The sequence below is a fragment of the Neorhizobium sp. JUb45 genome (assembly GCF_004343585.1).
Taxonomy (GTDB): Bacteria; Pseudomonadota; Alphaproteobacteria; order Rhizobiales; family Rhizobiaceae; genus Neorhizobium.
In genome coordinates this window covers 938398-956520 of record NZ_SLYW01000001.1, presented here as the reverse complement: position 1 = coordinate 956520, position 18123 = coordinate 938398, and the positions used below count along the sequence as shown (strand labels likewise).

Here is an 18123-nt window from a genome sequence, read left to right as displayed (position 1 = left end):
CGGATCAGAGAAAAGTCAGGCTGGAATTTTCACCGCCTCCGGCGATACGCCGGGGCGGGAAACTGGATCGCCCGAAGGCGAATTGAACAGGAACAGCGTCTGCGCCGGTACGAACACCGCAACCGGCTGACCCGGCGTAAAAGCCCGATCGGCATCGGCCATGATTTCGCGCTCACCGATGCGCACCGCATGGCGCCAATGGCCACCGGGATAACTGACGGCCACGACCTCGCCGAAGAAGCGCGCACCGGGCATGGTCGCCGGCGTATCGATGTCGGACAGTTTTGCCGCTTCGGGGCGGAAACGCGCCTCGACCGGGCCGCTGCCAAGCGGACGATCACCGACCGGCACCGAGCCACCCTCGCCCGCAGCACCCGGCTGCAGCAGAAAATTGTCGCCGTCGCGAACACCATCGAGATGCAGCAGGTTTTCAGCGCCCATGAAGGCGGCAACGAAGGAGGATGCCGGACGGTTATAGACCTCTTCCGGCGAGCCCTGCTGTGCAATGCGACCGCCATCGAGAATGACGATCCTGTCAGCCATCACCATCGCCTCTTCGCGATCATGGGTGACGTGAACGGCGGTGATGCCGAGCCGCTTCTGCAAGGCCCGCAGCTCATGCCGCACGCTGAGACGAATACGGGCATCGAGATTGGAAAGCGGCTCGTCGAGCAGCAGGATTTCCGGATCGACGGCAAGTGCCCGGCCCAGCGCCACGCGCTGGCGCTGGCCGCCGGAGAGATTTGCGGGCTTGCGCCCCTCCAGGCCGCCAAGGCCGAGCATGGTCGCCATCTCCGCAACACGCCGCGCGATTTCCTCACGAGCGATACCACGCAGCTTCAGGCCGTAGCCGATATTCTGCGCCACCGTCATGTGCGGCCACAATGCGTAGGACTGGAACACCAGCGCCATGCCGCGCTTGTCCGGCTGATGGCGGGTGATGTCGCGACCATTGACGGTGACCTGCCCGTCGGACGGTTCGATGAAGCCGGCGATGACGCGCAGAAGCGTGGTCTTGCCGCAACCGGAAGAGCCCAGCAGCGCCACGAACTCACCCTTGCCGATCGACAGATCGATGTCCTTCAGGACCCGCGTCTGGCCATAACGGCTGGCCACGCCACGCAGTTGAAGAAACCCGTCATCACTCATATTCGCCCCCGTTGCACAGGCGTGCAATCACTATGGAAGCTTCTTTAGAGTGTGATTTTTACAGCCGGATGACAGTGGAGCGGGATAGAGCGTGAAGGCACAGAGCGGAGTGGCGGTACACCCTGTTCAAACCGAGACTGAACCCGACACTTCGGCGTGATCGCCCCGTCTTTCAGCCGAACGGACTGATGCGGATTGGCCACAGCATTCCTACATAACCCTTGAGAAGCCGGGCAATCGGGAACCGCGATCAGGCAATCGTCGTTTTCCGCTTACCCACAAGGAGTTTTCGCATGCGCATTGTATTCGTGATCATGGTCGTATCGGTACTGGGCATTCTCGGTCTGAAATATGCCGACAACACGCTGGGTAACGACATCATGGCAACACCGGAACAGATGGCCGGCGTTGACGACTGATACGTGAGAAAATTTGCCCCATGAAAAAGGCCGCAGCGGTTTCCCGCGCGGCCTTTTTGTTGGATAGCCCCGCTGAGCGCTATCCGATCGACATCAGGCTGGCATTACCGCCGGCCGCTGCCGTGTTGGTGGAGATTGATACCTCTTCCAGAAGCCAGTTCAGGCAATAGGCCTGCGGATCGGCGATCAGCGTTTCCGTGGTTGCCGACTGCACCAGAACCAGCGGCCCCGGCATGGCGGCAATCGCCTTGTTCACCGTCTTCAGCCGTTCGCCGTCACCTTCCACCAGCGCACCGGCATAAGGCCCCTGCTCCGACCAGTCCTTTGACCAGCTGATCCGTGCCGAAACGGACACAGGAAGACCAGCAAGCACATCGCGCAGACCGCTCGTCTCGTCGACCACGACCGTATTGCCGGTCGCAAGCGCTGCCCCGAGCTGCCAGAACAACCCACCCTTGGTCTGCGGCAGAAGCAGGATGCGGCCGCGCGGATGCAGGCCGTAGAGATTGCGCTCGCCCACCGGACCCGGCAGTTCCTGCTCCAGCCCCAGCGCCGACGTGCTTGCCAGCGTACGCACCACTTCAGCCGCATCGGCCTCGCCGCTCTCATCGAGGAAGCGGGCGAAATCGGCGGTCGCCTCGTCGCGATGCACCGAACTCAGCTGCGGCGGTTCCGGCTGCACGCCAACCAGACGGCCGAGATAAAGCGGCCCGCCCGCCTTCGGGCCCGTACCGGACAAGCCGCGCCCGCCAAAAGGCTGCACACCGACGACGGCACCGATGACGTTGCGGTTGACATAGAGATTACCGGCCTTCACGCGGCTCGTCACATGCGCGATGGTTTCATCGAGACGTGTGTGCAGGCCAAAGGTCAGGCCGTAACCGGTGCCGTTGATCTGGTCGATCAGCTTGTCGAGATCGGCGCGGCGATAGCGGATCACATGCAGGACGGGTCCAAAAACTTCGCGTGTGAGATCGGCGAGTGACGGCAGTTCGATGATCGTCGGCGCGACAAAGGTACCGACGGAAGCGTTGTCGCCAAGATCGATCTGCTCCACCTTGCGGCCGAGCTTGCGCATCGCCTCGATATGGCCTTCGATATTGCCCTTGGCTTCCGCCGTGATGACCGGGCCGATATCGGCCGACAGCACATCGGTACGGCCGATCGTCAATTCATGCAGTGCGCCCTTGAGCATATGCAGAATACGGTCGGCGACATCCTCCTGCAGGCACAGAACCCGGAGAGCCGAGCAACGCTGGCCGGCACTGTCGAAGGCGGATGCGATGACATCGGCGACCACCTGCTCGGCCAGCGCCGAAGAGTCGACGATCATGGCATTCTGGCCACCGGTCTCGGCGATCAGCGGGATCGGACGGCCGGAAGCAGACACACGGTCGGCCAGCTGTTTCTGGATCAGCCGCGCCACTTCCGTCGAACCGGTGAACATCACACCGGCGACGTCCGGCGCACCAACAAGGGCTGCGCCGATCCGTCCGTCACCCGGCAGGAATTGCAGCGCCTCCAGCGGAATGCCGGCTTCGCGCAGAATGCGCACGCCTTCAGCGGCGATCAGCGGCGTTTCTTCGGCAGGTTTTGCCAGAACCGGATTGCCGGCAACGAGGGCCGCCGCCACCTGACCGGTAAAGATCGCCAGCGGAAAATTCCAAGGGCTGATGCAGACGATCGGCCCGAGTGCGGTGTGCGCCGGCCCCAGCGTGCGGCGGGTCTGCTGCGCGTAATAGCGCAGGAAATCAATCGCCTCGCGCACTTCGGCAATCGCGTTCGGCATGGATTTGCCGGCCTCGCGCATGACGAGACCGAGCAGACCCGGCATTTCCGCCTGCATCAGGTCGGCGGCGCGCTCAAGGCACTCGGCACGCTCGACCGGAGAAACGGCAGCCCAGCTTGCGGCTGATGCGGCAGCGCGAGCAACAGCATTGCGCGCCTCCTCTTCCGTCGCCTCGGTGACAGTGCCAACGGTGTCGCGATGATCGCCCGGATTAAGAACCGGCTGCGACGAGCCGGCGGCCTCTGCGCCAATCAGTTGCGGCACGGCGCGCCATTCCATCCCTGCGCCCTGTTTGACGGCAACGGATACGGCAGCCAGCACATCCTCGTTGGAAAGGTCGATACCCGCCGAATTTTTCCGGGCAGAGCCGAAAAGATCTTCCGGCAGCGCGATGCGGTCATGCCCCGCCCCCGGTTCCACCATCGCCTTCACCACATCCACCGGATCGGCAATCAGGTCGTCGACCGACACAAGCGGATCGCCGATACGGTTGACGAAGGAGGAATTGGCACCGTTTTCGAGAAGGCGGCGCACCAGATAGGCGAGCAGCGTTTCATGCGTGCCGACCGGTGCATAGATGCGGGCCGGACGGCCAAGATTTTTCGCGCCAACGACTTCCTCGTACAGCGGTTCGCCCATGCCATGCAGGCACTGGAATTCGTATTTGCCGACATAAAAGTCAGGGCCGGCGAGATGATAGATCGTCGCCAGCGACTGGGCATTGTGGGTTGCAAACTGCGGAAACACATGCTCCGTCGCCGCCAGCAGCTTTTTGGCGCAGGCGATATAGGACACGTCGGTGTGCACCTTGCGGGTAAACACCGGAAAACCGTCGAGACCATCGAGCTGCGCCCGCTTGATCTCGGCATCCCAATAGGCGCCTTTTACCAGACGCACCATGATCCGGTGCTTGGAGCGACGGGCGAGATCGATGATGAAATCGAGCACGTATGGGCAGCGCTTGCCATAGGCCTGCACCACGAAGCCGATACCATCCCAACCGGAAAGATCCGCATCGAGGCAAAGCCCTTCCAAGAGGTCGAGCGAAAGCTCCAGCCGGTCCATTTCCTCGGCATCGATATTGAGGCCGATATTGTAGGACTTTGCGATCGCCGCCAGCGCCTTCACTTTCGGCAGCAGCTCATCCATGACGCGCGCGGCCTGGGCGCGAACGTAACGCGGATGCAACGCCGAAAGCTTGATCGAGATGCCCGGACCTTCATAGATTCCGCGTCCGGCAGACGCCTTGCCAATCGCATGGATGGCATTTTCGTAGTCGCGGTAATAACGCTGGGCATCCGCAGCAGTGGTCGCGGCCTCTCCCAGCATGTCGTAGGAATAACCAAAACCCTTGTCTTCCATATCCTTTGCGCGCTTCAGCGCCTCGGTTATGGTTTCGCCGGTCACGAACTGCTCTCCCATCATGCGCATCGCCATGTCGACGCCGCGGCGGATCACCGGTTCGCCGCAACGGGCGATCAGACGGGTGAGCGCGGCGGTCAGGCTGCGGTCATTGACGGTGGCGGTCAGCTTGCCGGTGACGACGAGGCCCCAGGTGGCGGCATTGACGAACAGCGAACGCCCGCCGCCCACATGCGATTTCCAGTCGCCATCGGAAATCTTGTCGCGGATCAGCGCATCGCGGGTGGCGGTATCGGGGATGCGAAGCAGCGCTTCGGCAAGGCACATCAGCGCCACGCCTTCCTGGCTGGACAACGAATATTCCTGCACCAGCCCCTCGACGCCGGAACCGCGATGTTTTGCCCGCAGCGAGGTGATCAGCTTGCGCGCGGTATTTTTTGCCTTGGCGCTCAGCTCTTCCGAAACGGTCGCGGCCTCCAGAAGCGGCGCAACACAATCCGGCTCCGGCCGGCGATAAGCGGCCGTGATGGCAGCGCGCAACGGCGTCTTTTCGCTCAAGGGCGGTGCGAAATTTTCGAAAACCGGGCGAAAGGGCAGATCCATCTGCGTCGTCGAAACCGGGCCTGGTGCTGCTGGCTGTTCCACTCTGTCTGCCATTTGCGATGTCCTCATCTGGGCTGCGGCGTTGATGTCGCCGCTTTGCTTGCTGAATATCATCTTCTCACTTGAGAGCACGGACTTGAATACGGGCAGTTTCTGGTGTTTTTCTCTTTTATAACGCCGCTTGAAAGTCAAAACACATGGCAAAAGCCACGATCACTGGTGAACTTGACGCCTTCGACCGAAAAATCGTCGATGCTCTGGCCGATGACGGCCGCATGTCTATTACCGATCTGTCCCAGAAGGTCGGCCTTTCCAAGACCCCCTGCCAGATTCGCCTGAAGCGGCTGGTCGATGAAGGTTATATCACCGGTTTTCGCGCCACGCTCAATCCGCAGAAATTCGGGCTGGATCATATCGCCTTTACGGAAGTGAAATTGTCGGACACCCGCGAGGCGGCGCTGGGCGAGTTCAACGCTGCGGTAAAGAAGCTGCGGGAAGTGGAAGAATGCCACATGATCGCCGGCTCTTTCGACTATCTTTTGAAAGTGCGCACCGCCGATATCCGCCGATACCGTATCGTGCTCGGCGAAAAGATTTCAGCCCTGCCGCATGTGGCGAGCACGTCCACGTTTGTGGTCATGCAGTCTGTAAAGGACAAGGGGTTCTGAGCCTCTCACGGCAAAAGCCGCCATCGCGAGCGATGACGGCTTCTTTATTCACGTCGCCACCGAGATCATCCGAGATCAGAAGATCGCGCTGCCGGCCATCAGCGCCAGCACGAGGAAGATCAGGAAGATCACCAGCGCGATGTAGAAGAGCAGCTTGGCGATACCGGCCGTCGCCGCGGAAATCCCCGAAAAACCGAGAAAACCGGAGACGAGGGAGATGACGAGGAAGATGAGAGCCCATTTCAGCATGGATTTCGTCCTTGGTGATCAATGCGCTGACAACGAATAACCCGCCTCCACAGTTCCATCGTGGCGTCTGCCGATCGAAAGAAAAAACAAAGGCAAAACACTGAGCCGCGACCATGGTCGCGCGCTGCCATATGTTTACCGGCCATAAACCACGCCATCGCGCCGGACTTGATCATTCCCCCTCTCAACGAACATAATGCTATACTAATATAAAAAGACTGCAGCGACCTGAGGGATGAAAACGATCGAAAACCACCCCCAAACCATTGCGAAACCGCCGTTATCCCCACCGGACATCTCGCTCGTAGAACGGGCGTTTCTACGCGCCCTGACGATATTGGGATTATCGACGCGCGAACCCGAAGCCGTTCGTCTGGCAGCACTGGCCATCCATCTGTTCCAGACCGGCCTGCATGACGAGGATCTCTTGCGCCGGGCGATCCTCAGCGCCGGCGAACCTCATGATGCGCACTGACGGGCAAACGTCCGGAATCCGACCGTGCATCTCCCCCATGACGTGTCCAGCGTCGCGAATATGACGCTATAAGTGAATTTACAACGAAAGGTAGCCGAAACACTCTCGCACAAGCTTCGAATATTAGTGATAGTTAAGACGCGAATCTGTTCGTTTTGATGGACGGACTGGCAGTGGCGACAATCGGAATGCCTCGATCACGTTCGAAGGCGGGGAAAAACATGAAGCGGCCGGCTTTCCCATCGCCGGTCGAAACGATCCGCGCATGACGCGCGCGACGGAGGGTGAATGTACAGACGGCTCTGGGGAAAGCCGACTGCTCTTGTATTGCTTGGATGTTGGACTTTGACTTCGTGTACGACCCCGACCACGTCCGAGGACGCGGCAAAGGGGGCAAATCTTAACCCGGGCTCCGTTCAACGCGGATCCCTTTCGCCTTTGCAGCAAAAGGAGGAAGCACTGCGCACCTCTCAGGAGCAGAGCCAGTCTCTGCCATCGCCGCAAACAACAGCCGATTATTCGTCACCGCTTTCCGTCAAGAAGGGATCGCTGGAAGAAGCCGTGCTGCGCGCCGTGTCCTGGCATCCGGCGATCACCGCATCGGCCGGACGCGTCAATCAGAGTTCGCAGGAAATCGACGTCGCGCGCGCCGGTTATTATCCAAAGGTCCAAGGCGGCCTCAATTCCGGTTATGGCAACGGTTCCGACGGCGGCTTTCGCCCGCGCGCCACCCTGCAGGTGTCGCAGATGGTCTATGATTTCGGCAAGGTTTCCAATTCCGTCGAGGCGGAAAAGGCCGGCGAAGCCGTCAGCCGCGCCCGGATGCTGGAAAGCATCGATACCATTGTGCGCGATACCACATATGCCGTCATCGAAGTGCAGCGTTACCGCGCCATGATGAAGGTCGCGAAAGACCAGCTTGCCGGCGTCGGCGAGATCGCAAAACTCGTCACCCAGCGCACCGATAGCGGCGCCAGCACCAGATCGGACAAGGTGCAGGCAGAGGCCCGCGTGCAGGCGGCCCAGTCGCAGGTCATGGAAGTTTCGTCCAGCCTCAGCCGCTGGGAAAGCACGCTTTCGGCGCTTGCCGGTGTCAGCGGCCGTGTTGCCCTGTCCTCCGGGCGCTCGCCGACCCTATCCAAAGCCTGCGAGGTGCTGGAACCGGACTGGCAACAGGTGCCGACGCTGTTGCAGGCCGAAGCCGGCAAACGCGAGGCGGCAGCAAAACTGGCTCTCAGCCGCTCGGAAATCTTTCCGACGATCCAGCTTCAGGCGGATGGCAGTTACGATATGGCCGGCTCCTCCAGCTATTCGCGCGTCGACAATCCCGATTTCACCGTTGGCCTCAATCTCGTCGGCAATCTTTATGAAGGCGGCGCCAGCGCTGCCCGTCGCGATGCCGCTGATTATGCGTTGAAGGCAGCCGAAGCCGAAATGCAGGCAGCCCGGTTCGAGACCGGCCGCAGCCTCAACGAGGCGCGCGGCCAAGTGACGGGCCTCAAACAGCTGCTCGCTTCGCTTGCCTCACGCAACGGCATGATGATCGAGACCCGCGACCTCTACCGCGAGCAATATGTGCAGCTCGGCACCCGCACCCTGCTCGATCTTCTCAACGCCGAACAGGAACTGCACGCCGCCCGCTTCGATGCCGTCAATACCGAACATGACCTGAGAAAGCTGGATGCCGATTGCCTCTTCAACTCCGGCATGGCGCGCAAGGCCTTTCGTCTGAACGGAACCGTGGTTCGTGGAGTGAGTTTGTGAGAAATACGCAGGCATCGCCACAGCATTCCGATGCTCCGGCGGAAAAAGTCGCAGACGGACGGGAGGCTGACGCGCTGAAATCGCTGGGCAGCCTGCATTTCGAACCTTGGCTCGAAGCCCTGCAGCACGTCGCCCAGCATTACCGTATGCCCACATCCGTCGAACGCGTTCGCCACGCCGCCGAATGGGACGAACTCAGCGACGAGCCGGAAATGATCCGCAGCATCGCCCGCCAGATGGGCCTGCAGGTCAAGTTCGGCAATGCCGGCTCGACCGGGCTTTCAAGCTGGAACCTGCCGGTCGTGCTGCAGCTTTCCGATGGCAGGATCGGCGTCCTGACGGCACTCGGCAAGGAGTTCGCAAGCTTTGCCTTCAGTGGTGATCGCGGGCTGGAAACCCCGGTTCCGCTGGAAACACTGAAGGACAATGTCGACAGGCTGCTCATTCCGCGTCCGGCCCGCGCCGTGCCCGACCAGCGTGTCGATGCCTATATCAAACCCTACCAGAAGAATTGGCTGCGCCGCATCGTTCTGCGTGACCTGCGGCCTTATGGCCATGTGATGCTGGCATCCTTCGTCGCCAACGTTCTGGGCATGACCGGCATCCTGTTTTCCATGCAGGTCTATGACCGCGTCGTGCCGGCGCAATCCTATCCGACACTGTACGTGCTGTTCAGCGGCGTCATGCTTGCCATTGGCTTCGATTTCCTCATGCGTCGCCTGCGAACGGGCGTTGTCGATCTGCTCGGCAAACGCGCCGACCTGCGCATGTCGGACACTGTTTTCGGCCATGCCCTGCGGGTCAAGAACAGCGCCCGCCCCGCCTCCACCGGCACGTTCATCGCGCAGTTGCGTGATCTCGAACAGGTGCGAGAGCTTTTGACCTCCACCACGGTCACTGCCGTTGCCGATCTGCCCTTCGTGCTGCTTTTCCTTGTTCTGTTCTGGTTTATCGGCGGCATCATCGTGCTGGTGCCGATCGCTGCAATCTTCGCCATGCTCATTCCCGGCATTCTTGCGCAGCGAAAGATCCGCATCCATGCCAGCGAAGCCATGCGCGAAGCCTCTCTTCGCAACGCCATGCTGGTCGAGGCCGTACAGGGTATCGAGGATATAAAGACACTGCAGGCGGAAGAGCGTTTCCAGCAGCAATGGAACCACTTCAACCTCGTCACCGGCGAGGCACAGATCCGCTCGCGCGATATCGCCAACACGCTCAACACCTGGACCGGCAGCGTCCAGACCGGCGTTTATGCGGTGATCATCTTTGTCGGCGCACCGATGGTGATCGCCGGCGACATGACGACCGGCGCGCTTGTCGGCGCATCCATGCTCGGCTCGCGGATGATCGCGCCGATGGCGCAGATCGCCCAGGTGTTGACCCGCCTGCAGCATGCCAAGGTGGCAATGCACAGCCTCAACGAGCTGATGCGCCTGCCGGTCGATCACCCGGATGAAGAATCGCGTGTGCATCTCACCCGCATTCGTGGCGATTATCGCCTCAAGTCGGCCGTTTTCCGTTACAGCCCGGAAGCCGGCGTCCCTGCCCTTTCGGTGCGGGATCTGTCCATCCGGCCGGGCGAGCATATCGCCGTGCTCGGCAAGAACGGCGCCGGCAAATCCACGCTTCTGCAAGCGCTTTCCGGCCTGCTCGAAGCCTCTGCCGGCCAAGTGCTGCTCGAATCCGTATCGCTGCCGCAGATCGACCCTGCCGACGTGCGCCGCGATGTCGGCCTGCTCACCCAGAACTCGCGGCTGTTCTACGGCACGATCCGCGAAAATATCACGCTCGGCGCACCACACGCCTCGGCCGACGAGATACTCGGCGCACTGAACATGGTTGGCGCCGACGAGTTCATCCGCAAGCTGCCGAAAGGTCTGGAACATGTGCTGCTCGAAGGCGGAATCGGCCTCTCGGGCGGCCAGCGGCAGGCGCTTCTGCTCGCCCGCCTGATCATCCGCCAGCCTTCCGTCATCCTGCTCGATGAACCCACGGCCTCGATCGACGAGGCGACGGAGCGCAATTTCATCCGCCAGTTCGGCGAATGGAGTCATGGCCGCACGGTGGTGATTGCCACCCACCGGATGCGCGTACTGGAAATGGCCGGCCGCATCATCGTCGTCGAAAACGGCGCGATTGCCCTCGACGACAGCAAGGATAACGCCATGCGCCGGCTGGCCGGTACGCCGCCGGTGGCGCAGCCGGCCGTGATCAAACCGGCACAGCCGTCAGCTACGCCTGCTCCGCCGGTCGCCACCATCACGAAAGAGACAGCAGAACTCCAGCAAACGACGGCAGCAAAAGTCGAGCAGGAAGCGACACCGACCGCCGCCAAACCTCAGACGACCAAAACCAGGCGCATGCGAAAGCCACGGCATGAAACATGAAAAACGAGATGGCGTGACCATTCACCGGCATGGCGGTGAAGAGGAACGCTCATGGATCTACGGGGAAGCGGATGATGCCCGCCTCGTCCGCTCCACGCGTATCATCGTGCTGGCCTTCGTGCTCGTCATCGCGGCCGGCGTCTGGGCTTATTTTGCCATGCTCGACGAGGTCTCCAGCGGCACCGGCCGCGTGGTGCCGACCAGCCGCGAACAGGTCATCCAGTCTCTCGAAGGCGGCATTCTCGCGGAACTCAACGTACGTCAGGACATGGTCGTCTGGCCGGGTCAGGTCATTGCCCGCCTCGATCCGACGGTTACGGAATCAGAAGTCGGCGAAAGTGCTGCCAAATACCGCGCGGCCCTTGCAAGCAGCGCCCGCCTGCGTGCGGAGGTCAACCAGACCGCCCTGACCTTCCCGGCGGAACTGGACAGTTTTCCCGACCTCATCCGGGCTGAAACCGATCTCTACAATGCCCGTCGCGAAAGCGTCGAGCAGACGGAGAAATGGATCGCGGAATCGCTCGTCCTGCTGAATGACGAACTGTCGATCAATACCGGCCTGATCGCCATGGGCGCCGCCAGCAATGTCGAGGTTCTGCGGCTGAAACGGCAGGTCGTCGAACTGGAGATGAAAAAGGTCGACACGAAAGCCCAATATGTGGTGCAGGCGCGCGAGGAACTGGCAAAGGCCAGCGCCGAGGTGGAATCGCTCTCCTCGGTCATTCGTGGCCAACGGGATGCGCTCACCCGCCTAACCCTGCGCTCGCCGGTGCGCGGTATCGTCAAGGACATCGAGGTCTCCACCATCGGCGGCGTCATTCCACCCAATGGCAAGCTGATGGCGATCGTGCCGCTCGACGACAAGCTGCTGATCGAAGCCCGTATCGCCCCGCGCGATATTGCCTTCATCCACCCGGATCAGGATGCCAGCGTCAAGATCACCGCTTATGACTATGCCGTCTACGGCGACCTGAAAGGCAAGGTCACCACCATTTCGCCCGATACGATGCGCGATGAGGCCGACCCGGAAGTCTATTATTACCGCGTCTTCATCCAGACCGATGCCGATGCCCTGATCAACGCCACGGGAAAACGTTTTCCCATCGTGCCGGGCATGGTGGCAACGGTCGACATCCATACCGGCGCCAAGACAGTGTTCGATTATCTGGTAAAGCCGTTCAACAAGGCGAGCGAAGCGCTGCGCGAACGGTAAGCCACGGCTGAGCCAATCAGACGCCTTGTCCCGCCGATATGCGCGCTCTGCCATGCGCGACGACGAGATCGTGAAATTCCTCACTGCTGGCGAGATGCCGCAGATAGGCGACATATCCCGACAGGTAATGCTCGACATCGTCAATCCGCACCCGAAAGGCCTGATGGCGGATGAAAAAGGAACCGGCAATGCGCGCCGGGTTGCCGAAGAACATCGCCATTTCCGGCCAGAAAAAGCCGTTGAGCAGATGGCGTGCGCGCGCCTCCAGCGCCCGCTCGAATTTTTCGAGGTCGATACTGCCGAAAAGATGATGCAGATCGGGCATCGCCCGCATGCGCACCAGCATGTCGCGCGCCGCCATCATAATTTCCAGAAGCGTCGGAAAGGTGGTGATACGCTCGGTGACGAAATCGAGATAACCGGCGACATTCTGCAGGCCGAAACGGAAATAGCGCTCTTCCGGCCGGTAGCGCGTCAACTCGTTGACGCAATAACCCAGCCAATGGTCGTGGTGACGCCAGTGTTCCTCGCGGATGAAATAATCGAATGCCCGCTCGACAATGGCAAGCCAGCGCGGATCTCGCGTCAGGCCGTAAAGCCGCATCAGGCCGAAAGCCGCCTCGCCGTCGTAATAGATCGTGCGGAAAGCCTGCTTGACCTTTAGCCCCGGAAAATCCAGCACATGCACGAAACCGCCCGAGGCCGTGTCCTGCATGGCAGAAATGCCGATCGCCAGCTTCTCCATCAGCTGCCAGTGCCGGCGATCGCCGGTCACCTCGCAATGTTTAACCAGCGCCAGAATGGCCACAGCATTGCCGCCGAGCTTGATTTCGCCGCCGGTATCGACAAGGAAAGCCCCCTCCCGCCCGTCGTCAAGAGTTACGCTGCGGATCATCTGCCCCGTCAGATGCGAGAGCGATCTTTCAATCGCCACCTTAAGTCCGGGATCCCGCGTCACCTCGAACGCCTCGACCATGGAATAGGTCGTGCTGGCATGGCGAAGCGTGTTGTAGGCGGCGATCTGCCGGTCGAAACACGGATGATAGCCATAAACGAAGCGGCCATCGCCACCCACCTGGCGTGCCAGAAAATCCGACCCCGATCGGATCATCCCTTTGACTATTGGAGCATCAAGCGCCCCAACGACGCGTCGCCCGGTTTCCAGACCACGGCTATGCAGGGCATGGAGTTCCTCGCCGTCGCAGAATATTGCGGAGGTGGAAAACACCAGCACCTCGGCATCGTCCGCCGGAAGCGCCGGTTCCGCGCCAAACCGCAGGCGCCCGTAAATGGCCAGATTGTCGGGATTGAACCGGGCGTTCGTAACCGTACTGCCGGCATAAAGCACGGCATTGGCGTTCAACTCCTGCTCCGTGAGCGCATGCCGAAAGTCCGGATCGAAAGCGATGCCATAACGGAAATAGTTGCGCTTGGTATCACCGAGCGCCGATTGAAGCCGCGCCCAGTGGGTCGCCTCCACCGAATCGACCCAATCGACACGCAGCCAGCCGGCGGCTTGGCCCCCGGCCTCACCGGTCAGCCCACGAATCAGATCCGCCCCTTGTCGCCAAACGGCGTCGAATTCGCCGCCGGTGACGTGCACGACACCGGCGCGTTGGTTGCCGTCGGTAAAGGCGAAGAAAAGGCAGAAACGCGGATATGGCTGCGCAAGCGCACGGCATTGCTGCAACACGGCGGGTCGGGCCAGATCGAGCATTCCGGAAAGCGTCAGCCTTGCCTGCCCGTCCTGAACCGCGTCTACCGTCACATCAGCCGCGCCATGATGTCGGCAGCCGGTGTGGGTAACAGGCCGACCGCCGGCCGGGCGAAAAGATAGCCCTGCATCAGCGCAATCCCGATGGATTGCAGCATGCGCGCCTGCGACAGCGTTTCAACACCCTCGGCCACGACGATGATGTCGAGCCGGCTGCAGGCTTCCGCAAGACTTGAGATCAGCGTCTGCTGCATCTCGCAGGTATCGATGCGGTTGATCAGCCCCATGTCGAACTTTACCACATCGGGCTTCAGCTCCATCAAGGTCTGGATGCCATTGTAACCGGCACCGAAATCATCGAGCGCCACCATCATGCCGCGCTTGCGGAACGGCACGATCAGGTCGCGGATCGCGCGAATATCGCCGACCTTTTCCTTCTCGGTGAATTCCAGAAGCAATTGGCGTTCATGCAGACCAAGGCTGCGCGCCACACGGATGGTCTCGCAAATTCCGAATTCGGTATCGAGAACCGCTTCGGGAGAAACATTGAGACTGATCCGCGTATCGTCGAGGCCGATTTCCTTGACCGCTTCCAGCGCCCGCTGGCGGCAAAGGGCTTCAAACAAGTGAAGCGCAGATTGCGGCACCTTGTCGAAGACCGAGGCAGCACCTTCGCCGTCGCGTCCGCGGGCAAGCGCTTCCTGTGCAAAAACGCCACCCGTCATCGTATCCACGATCGGTTGGAACGCCATCGCAAATCGGGGGAGCACTTTTATGATTTCGCTGGACAAGCCAGCTCGCCGCGGAACGGTATCGGAGCGTAGCGGTCTCTGCCCGAAAACGGACGACAAATCCGTATTCAGGTGCGTGGGAACACGAAGGGATAAATGTCGAAATCCGGCTTTATCAGGCACTACCGTTTCTCGTTCTGGGCTTCGTGTGGATGCATCCGCTGCGGGAAAATCAACGCAATGCAAATTCAGTGAGATGATGTAAACACAGCCATAACGTGCAGTCCAGCACAAAAATTGATGACATAGCGCAAAAGACGATATTGCCTCATTTAGCACCAACTAATGCGTCAGCATGGTCAATAAAGCGTAAAAATCAGCCGAAATCACCCACGGCGCCGCGCTTGGCAATGATACGAGGCTCGCCTATTTCGCCGATCGCCGGGAGTGATTCCCGCCGCCATGCCACGGCTCCGGCGTGGCGAGCCCCCAGTATTTCTACGGCATTTACTGCCTCAGCCTCGTCCGTTGCCTGCCTTGGCGTAAAAGCCGGAATGGTCTCGCCGCGCGCATTGCGATCAAAAGCGACGAACATGACGATGTCGTTGGTTCCCGGCATGACAGCCTCCTCAAAATTGCCTGGCATCCCTTTTCCAACCGCGAACGCCCGCAGGATGTTCCGCAGAGACGGAAAACCGAGTGATAGAAAGATTTTGCCGATACAAACACTACGTTAATAAGCAAGCCCTACTATATTCTCGAAATTCGAGGACAGCAGTGGCAAAATCTCCATCGACAACGCGCGAGTATCGCGATCTCTTCCGCAGGCTTGAACTTGCGCTCGACGCATCTCAGATGGGCGTCTGGGAGCACAATCTCGCACGCGACGAACTGCTATGGGATGCCCAGATGCACCGGATATATCGCACCGGGCGCACCGAAAGACGGGTCTCTGCAGACGCATGGCAGAATGCCATTCATCCCGATGACATGCTGCGCGCCAACGCCGATTTCGACAAAGCCATAGCCAGCCACGGACATTATGACTCGCAGTTCCGCATCGTGCTGCCCGGCGGCGAGGTCCGGCACCTGCGATCACGCGGCCATTATTACCTCACCGACGAAGGCGAACCCTCGGTGATCGGCGCTGAATGGGATGTGACCGACGATGTCGTGCTACACCACGCGCTGCAAAGCCAGAAGGTGCAGTTGGAAGAGCGCGCCCGCGAACTCGCCGACAGCTATGCCGAGATCGAACACGCAGCCCAGCATGATTATCTGACCGGCCTGCCAAATCGGAATTTCTTTGACGCCCGACTGCGCGCCTTGCAGGCAGACGGCCGCTATCGGTCGCTTGCCGTGCTGCATCTGGACCTCGACCGTTTCAAGCAGATCAACGACAGCCACGGCCATGGTGCCGGCGACCACGTGTTGCGCGTGGCATCGTCACGCATCATCGGTGCCGCGCCTGCCAATGCCGTGGCGGCCCGCACCGGCGGTGATGAATTCGTCATCGTGCTGACCGATTTCGCCACGACGCAGGAGCTTGAGCAGATCGCAAGACGCATGCAGAAGGCACTTGGAGAGCCAATTACCTTTGGCAACGACATCTTGCGTTCGGGCGTCTCGATCGGCATCGGCTATACGCTGGACGCCCGCCCCGGCGCCAACCTTCTCACCGAATCCGATGTTGCACTTTATCAGGCGAAACGGCTCGGCCGAAACCGCATCGCGTTTTTTGATCCCGCTCTCAAGGACGAACTTCTGGCCCGGCGCACCTTGGCCGCAGAGCTTCAGGGCGGGCTGGAGCGGCGGGAAGTCGTGCCGCATTATCAAGTCCAGATCGATGCCCGAACCGGTGCCATCACCGGACTGGAAGCGCTGGTGCGTTGGAACCATCCGACACGCGGTCTATTGTCACCTTTCGAATTCCTGCCCATTGCGCAGGAGGCGGGTCTTGCCAACAGCATCGACGCCACTGTTCTCGACCGGGTTCTGGAAGACCGTGAACGCTGGCAGACCGAAGGATTTTCCGTACCACGTATTGCCGTCAACGTATCTGCAACCCGGCTTCACGACGCCGAACTGCTGGCCGAACTGGAGCGGCGACGTGCGGATTTCCACGGCATCGCGTTCGAACTGGTCGAAACCATCTTCCTCGACGAATCCTCCGACGAGATCCTCGACCGTATCCGGGCGTTGCGTACGCTCGGCATCGATATCGAAATCGACGATTTCGGCTCCGGCCACGCCTCCCTGCTCGGCCTTGTGAAAATCCGCCCGGATCGGCTGAAGATCGACCGCAATCTCGTCAAGGACGTCGTCGTTTCCGTCGAACAGCGCCGTATCCTGAAATCGATCATCCAGATCGCGCAGGCGCTGAAAGTCGGCGTCATCGCCGAGGGTATCGAAACCAAACAACACGCCGAGGCCCTGCGCCGCCTCGGCTGTGACCTTTTCCAGGGCTATCATTTCGGCCGACCCGAACCCGCCGAGATGGTGGCAAGACGCCTGTCGCCGCAACAGACGGACACGGAAAAGTCGGCCGGGCGCCGATAACTCGGCACAGACGCACCCCAGAAGATCGAGCCTTCCAGCGCCGCAAGGCCTTCGCCGAGGGTCTCCGACGCCTCTCGCAACTCATCAGTTGACAACTGACATGTTAGTCACCTACCACTAAGAAATCAGTGGAGGAGACACTCATGAGCCGCTTCGGTCTTTCCGTCGCTTTGACAACCCCTTTTGACGAAAACGGTGACATCGTGCTCGACATGATGATCGCCCAGGCCAAGCGCAGTCTTGCCGCCGGCTGCACCAGCTGCACCCTGTTCGGCACCACAGGCGAAGGTTCTTCAATCGGCACGAAGGAACGCGAGCGCGCGCTTTCGGCGATCCTTAGCGCCGGCGTGGCGCCTGAGCAGATCGTCGTCGGCGTGCTGGTGGATTCGGCAGAAGACGCAGCCGAGCAGGCCGGACAGGCGCTCGACCGCGGCGTGCGCAACATCCTTCTCGCCCCGCCCTCCTATTTCAAGAATGTCAGCGACGAAGGCCTGTTCCGCTGGTTCTCGCGGGTGTTCTCGTTGCTTGGCAGCAAGGCCCGCGACATCCTCGTCTACAACATCCCATCCGTCACCATGGTAACGTTGAGCGTGCCGCTGGTGGCGCGGCTGCGCGAGGCGTTTCCGGGCATCGTCACGGGCGTCAAGGATTCGGGCGGCGACTGGCCGCACACACAGGCGCTCTTGAAGGATCATTCAGACCTGATCATCCTGATCGGCGACGAACGCCATCTGGCTCAGGGTGTGCGCTTGGGCGGACAAGGCGCCATTTCCGGCGTTGCCAATTTCGCCGCACCGGAAGTTGCCGCCATGGCCAATGAAGGCCGTGAGGACGCCCGTGTCGTGGAACTCGTGGTGGAACTCCTGAAACATCCGGTCACGCCCGCCGTAAAGGCCATGGTGGCGCGCGAACTTGGCGATGAAAAGTGGCTTGCGGTGCGTGCGCCCCTGCTTTCTATATCGACCGACGTTCAAAAACAGCTCGGCAATGTCTTCGACGGACTTTTTCGCACCAAGGCGGCCTGAGCAGAAACAAGGAAAA

At 60.7% G+C, this 18123-nt stretch carries 14 protein-coding genes; 8 read left to right on the top strand and 6 right to left on the bottom strand.

What is annotated here, in order from left to right; translation table 11 throughout:
• Window positions 1-15 precede the first annotated feature (15 nt).
• On the bottom strand, window positions 16-1149 hold the full coding sequence (locus EDF70_RS04590; protein WP_132272125.1) for an ABC transporter ATP-binding protein: 1134 nt from the start codon (window positions 1147-1149) through the stop codon (window positions 16-18).
• A 293-nt stretch (window positions 1150-1442) separates the two neighbouring features.
• Here EDF70_RS04590 and EDF70_RS30600 point away from each other — a divergent pair, with 293 nt between their 5' ends.
• Window positions 1443-1568: a hypothetical protein gene (locus EDF70_RS30600; protein ID WP_281033526.1), complete on the top strand. Its 126-nt coding sequence runs from the start codon at window positions 1443-1445 to the stop codon at window positions 1566-1568.
• A gap of 79 nt (window positions 1569-1647) precedes the next feature.
• On the opposite strand, the gene putA is transcribed toward EDF70_RS30600, so the two are convergent.
• On the bottom strand, window positions 1648-5322 hold the full coding sequence (putA, locus tag EDF70_RS04585) for a trifunctional transcriptional regulator/proline dehydrogenase/L-glutamate gamma-semialdehyde dehydrogenase (protein ID WP_132272568.1): 3675 nt from the start codon (window positions 5320-5322) through the stop codon (window positions 1648-1650).
• 197 nt (window positions 5323-5519) lie between these two features.
• Between putA and EDF70_RS04580 the strand changes: the two genes are divergently transcribed.
• On the top strand, window positions 5520-5990 hold the full coding sequence (locus EDF70_RS04580) for an Lrp/AsnC ligand binding domain-containing protein (protein ID WP_132272124.1): 471 nt from the start codon (window positions 5520-5522) through the stop codon (window positions 5988-5990).
• A 75-nt stretch (window positions 5991-6065) separates the two neighbouring features.
• On the opposite strand, the gene EDF70_RS04575 is transcribed toward EDF70_RS04580, so the two are convergent.
• A complete protein-coding gene (locus EDF70_RS04575) occupies window positions 6066-6239 on the bottom strand; it encodes a DUF1328 domain-containing protein (RefSeq protein ID WP_132272123.1) in 174 nt (57 codons plus the stop codon).
• 235 nt (window positions 6240-6474) lie between these two features.
• On the opposite strand from EDF70_RS04575, the gene EDF70_RS04570 reads away from it, so the two are divergent.
• From EDF70_RS04570 to EDF70_RS04555, 4 genes are all read left to right on the top strand, one after another.
• Entirely contained in the window at window positions 6475-6714 is a 240-nt protein-coding gene (locus tag EDF70_RS04570) for a hypothetical protein (RefSeq protein WP_132272122.1), read from the top strand.
• A gap of 438 nt (window positions 6715-7152) precedes the next feature.
• The gene (locus tag EDF70_RS04565; protein WP_245519038.1) at window positions 7153-8478 is read left to right on the top strand and encodes a TolC family outer membrane protein; all 1326 of its coding nucleotides are present in this window, start codon (window positions 7153-7155) and stop codon (window positions 8476-8478) included.
• A complete protein-coding gene (locus tag EDF70_RS04560; protein WP_245519037.1) occupies window positions 8475-10865 on the top strand; it encodes a type I secretion system permease/ATPase in 2391 nt (796 codons plus the stop codon). The genes EDF70_RS04565 and EDF70_RS04560 overlap by 4 nt, the downstream gene beginning before the upstream one ends.
• Window positions 10855-12078 (top strand): HlyD family efflux transporter periplasmic adaptor subunit, encoded by a 1224-nt coding sequence (locus tag EDF70_RS04555; protein WP_132272120.1) that lies wholly within the window; start codon window positions 10855-10857, stop codon window positions 12076-12078. Before EDF70_RS04560 ends, EDF70_RS04555 begins: the two co-directional genes overlap by 11 nt.
• Before the next feature lie 16 nt (window positions 12079-12094).
• Here EDF70_RS04555 and EDF70_RS04550 read toward each other — a convergent pair whose 3' ends face one another.
• From EDF70_RS04550 to EDF70_RS04540, 3 genes are all read right to left on the bottom strand, one after another.
• Window positions 12095-13846 carry a poly(glycerol-phosphate) alpha-glucosyltransferase gene (locus EDF70_RS04550; RefSeq protein ID WP_207908216.1) on the bottom strand — a complete coding sequence of 584 codons (1752 nt, stop codon included), beginning with the start codon at window positions 13844-13846 and terminating at the stop codon, window positions 12095-12097.
• The gene (locus EDF70_RS04545) at window positions 13843-14544 is read right to left on the bottom strand and encodes an EAL domain-containing protein (protein ID WP_132272119.1); all 702 of its coding nucleotides are present in this window, start codon (window positions 14542-14544) and stop codon (window positions 13843-13845) included. The genes EDF70_RS04550 and EDF70_RS04545 overlap by 4 nt, the downstream gene beginning before the upstream one ends.
• Before the next feature lie 355 nt (window positions 14545-14899).
• Complete coding sequence (locus EDF70_RS04540; RefSeq protein ID WP_132272118.1) at window positions 14900-15142, bottom strand: hypothetical protein; 243 nt, start codon at window positions 15140-15142, stop codon at window positions 14900-14902.
• A gap of 158 nt (window positions 15143-15300) precedes the next feature.
• Between EDF70_RS04540 and EDF70_RS04535 the strand changes: the two genes are divergently transcribed.
• The gene (locus tag EDF70_RS04535) at window positions 15301-17082 is read left to right on the top strand and encodes a GGDEF domain-containing phosphodiesterase (RefSeq protein WP_245519036.1); all 1782 of its coding nucleotides are present in this window, start codon (window positions 15301-15303) and stop codon (window positions 17080-17082) included.
• 143 nt (window positions 17083-17225) lie between these two features.
• Window positions 17226-18107 (top strand): dihydrodipicolinate synthase family protein, encoded by an 882-nt coding sequence (locus tag EDF70_RS04530; protein WP_132272117.1) that lies wholly within the window; start codon window positions 17226-17228, stop codon window positions 18105-18107.
• The last annotated feature ends 16 nt before the right edge of the window (window positions 18108-18123 follow it).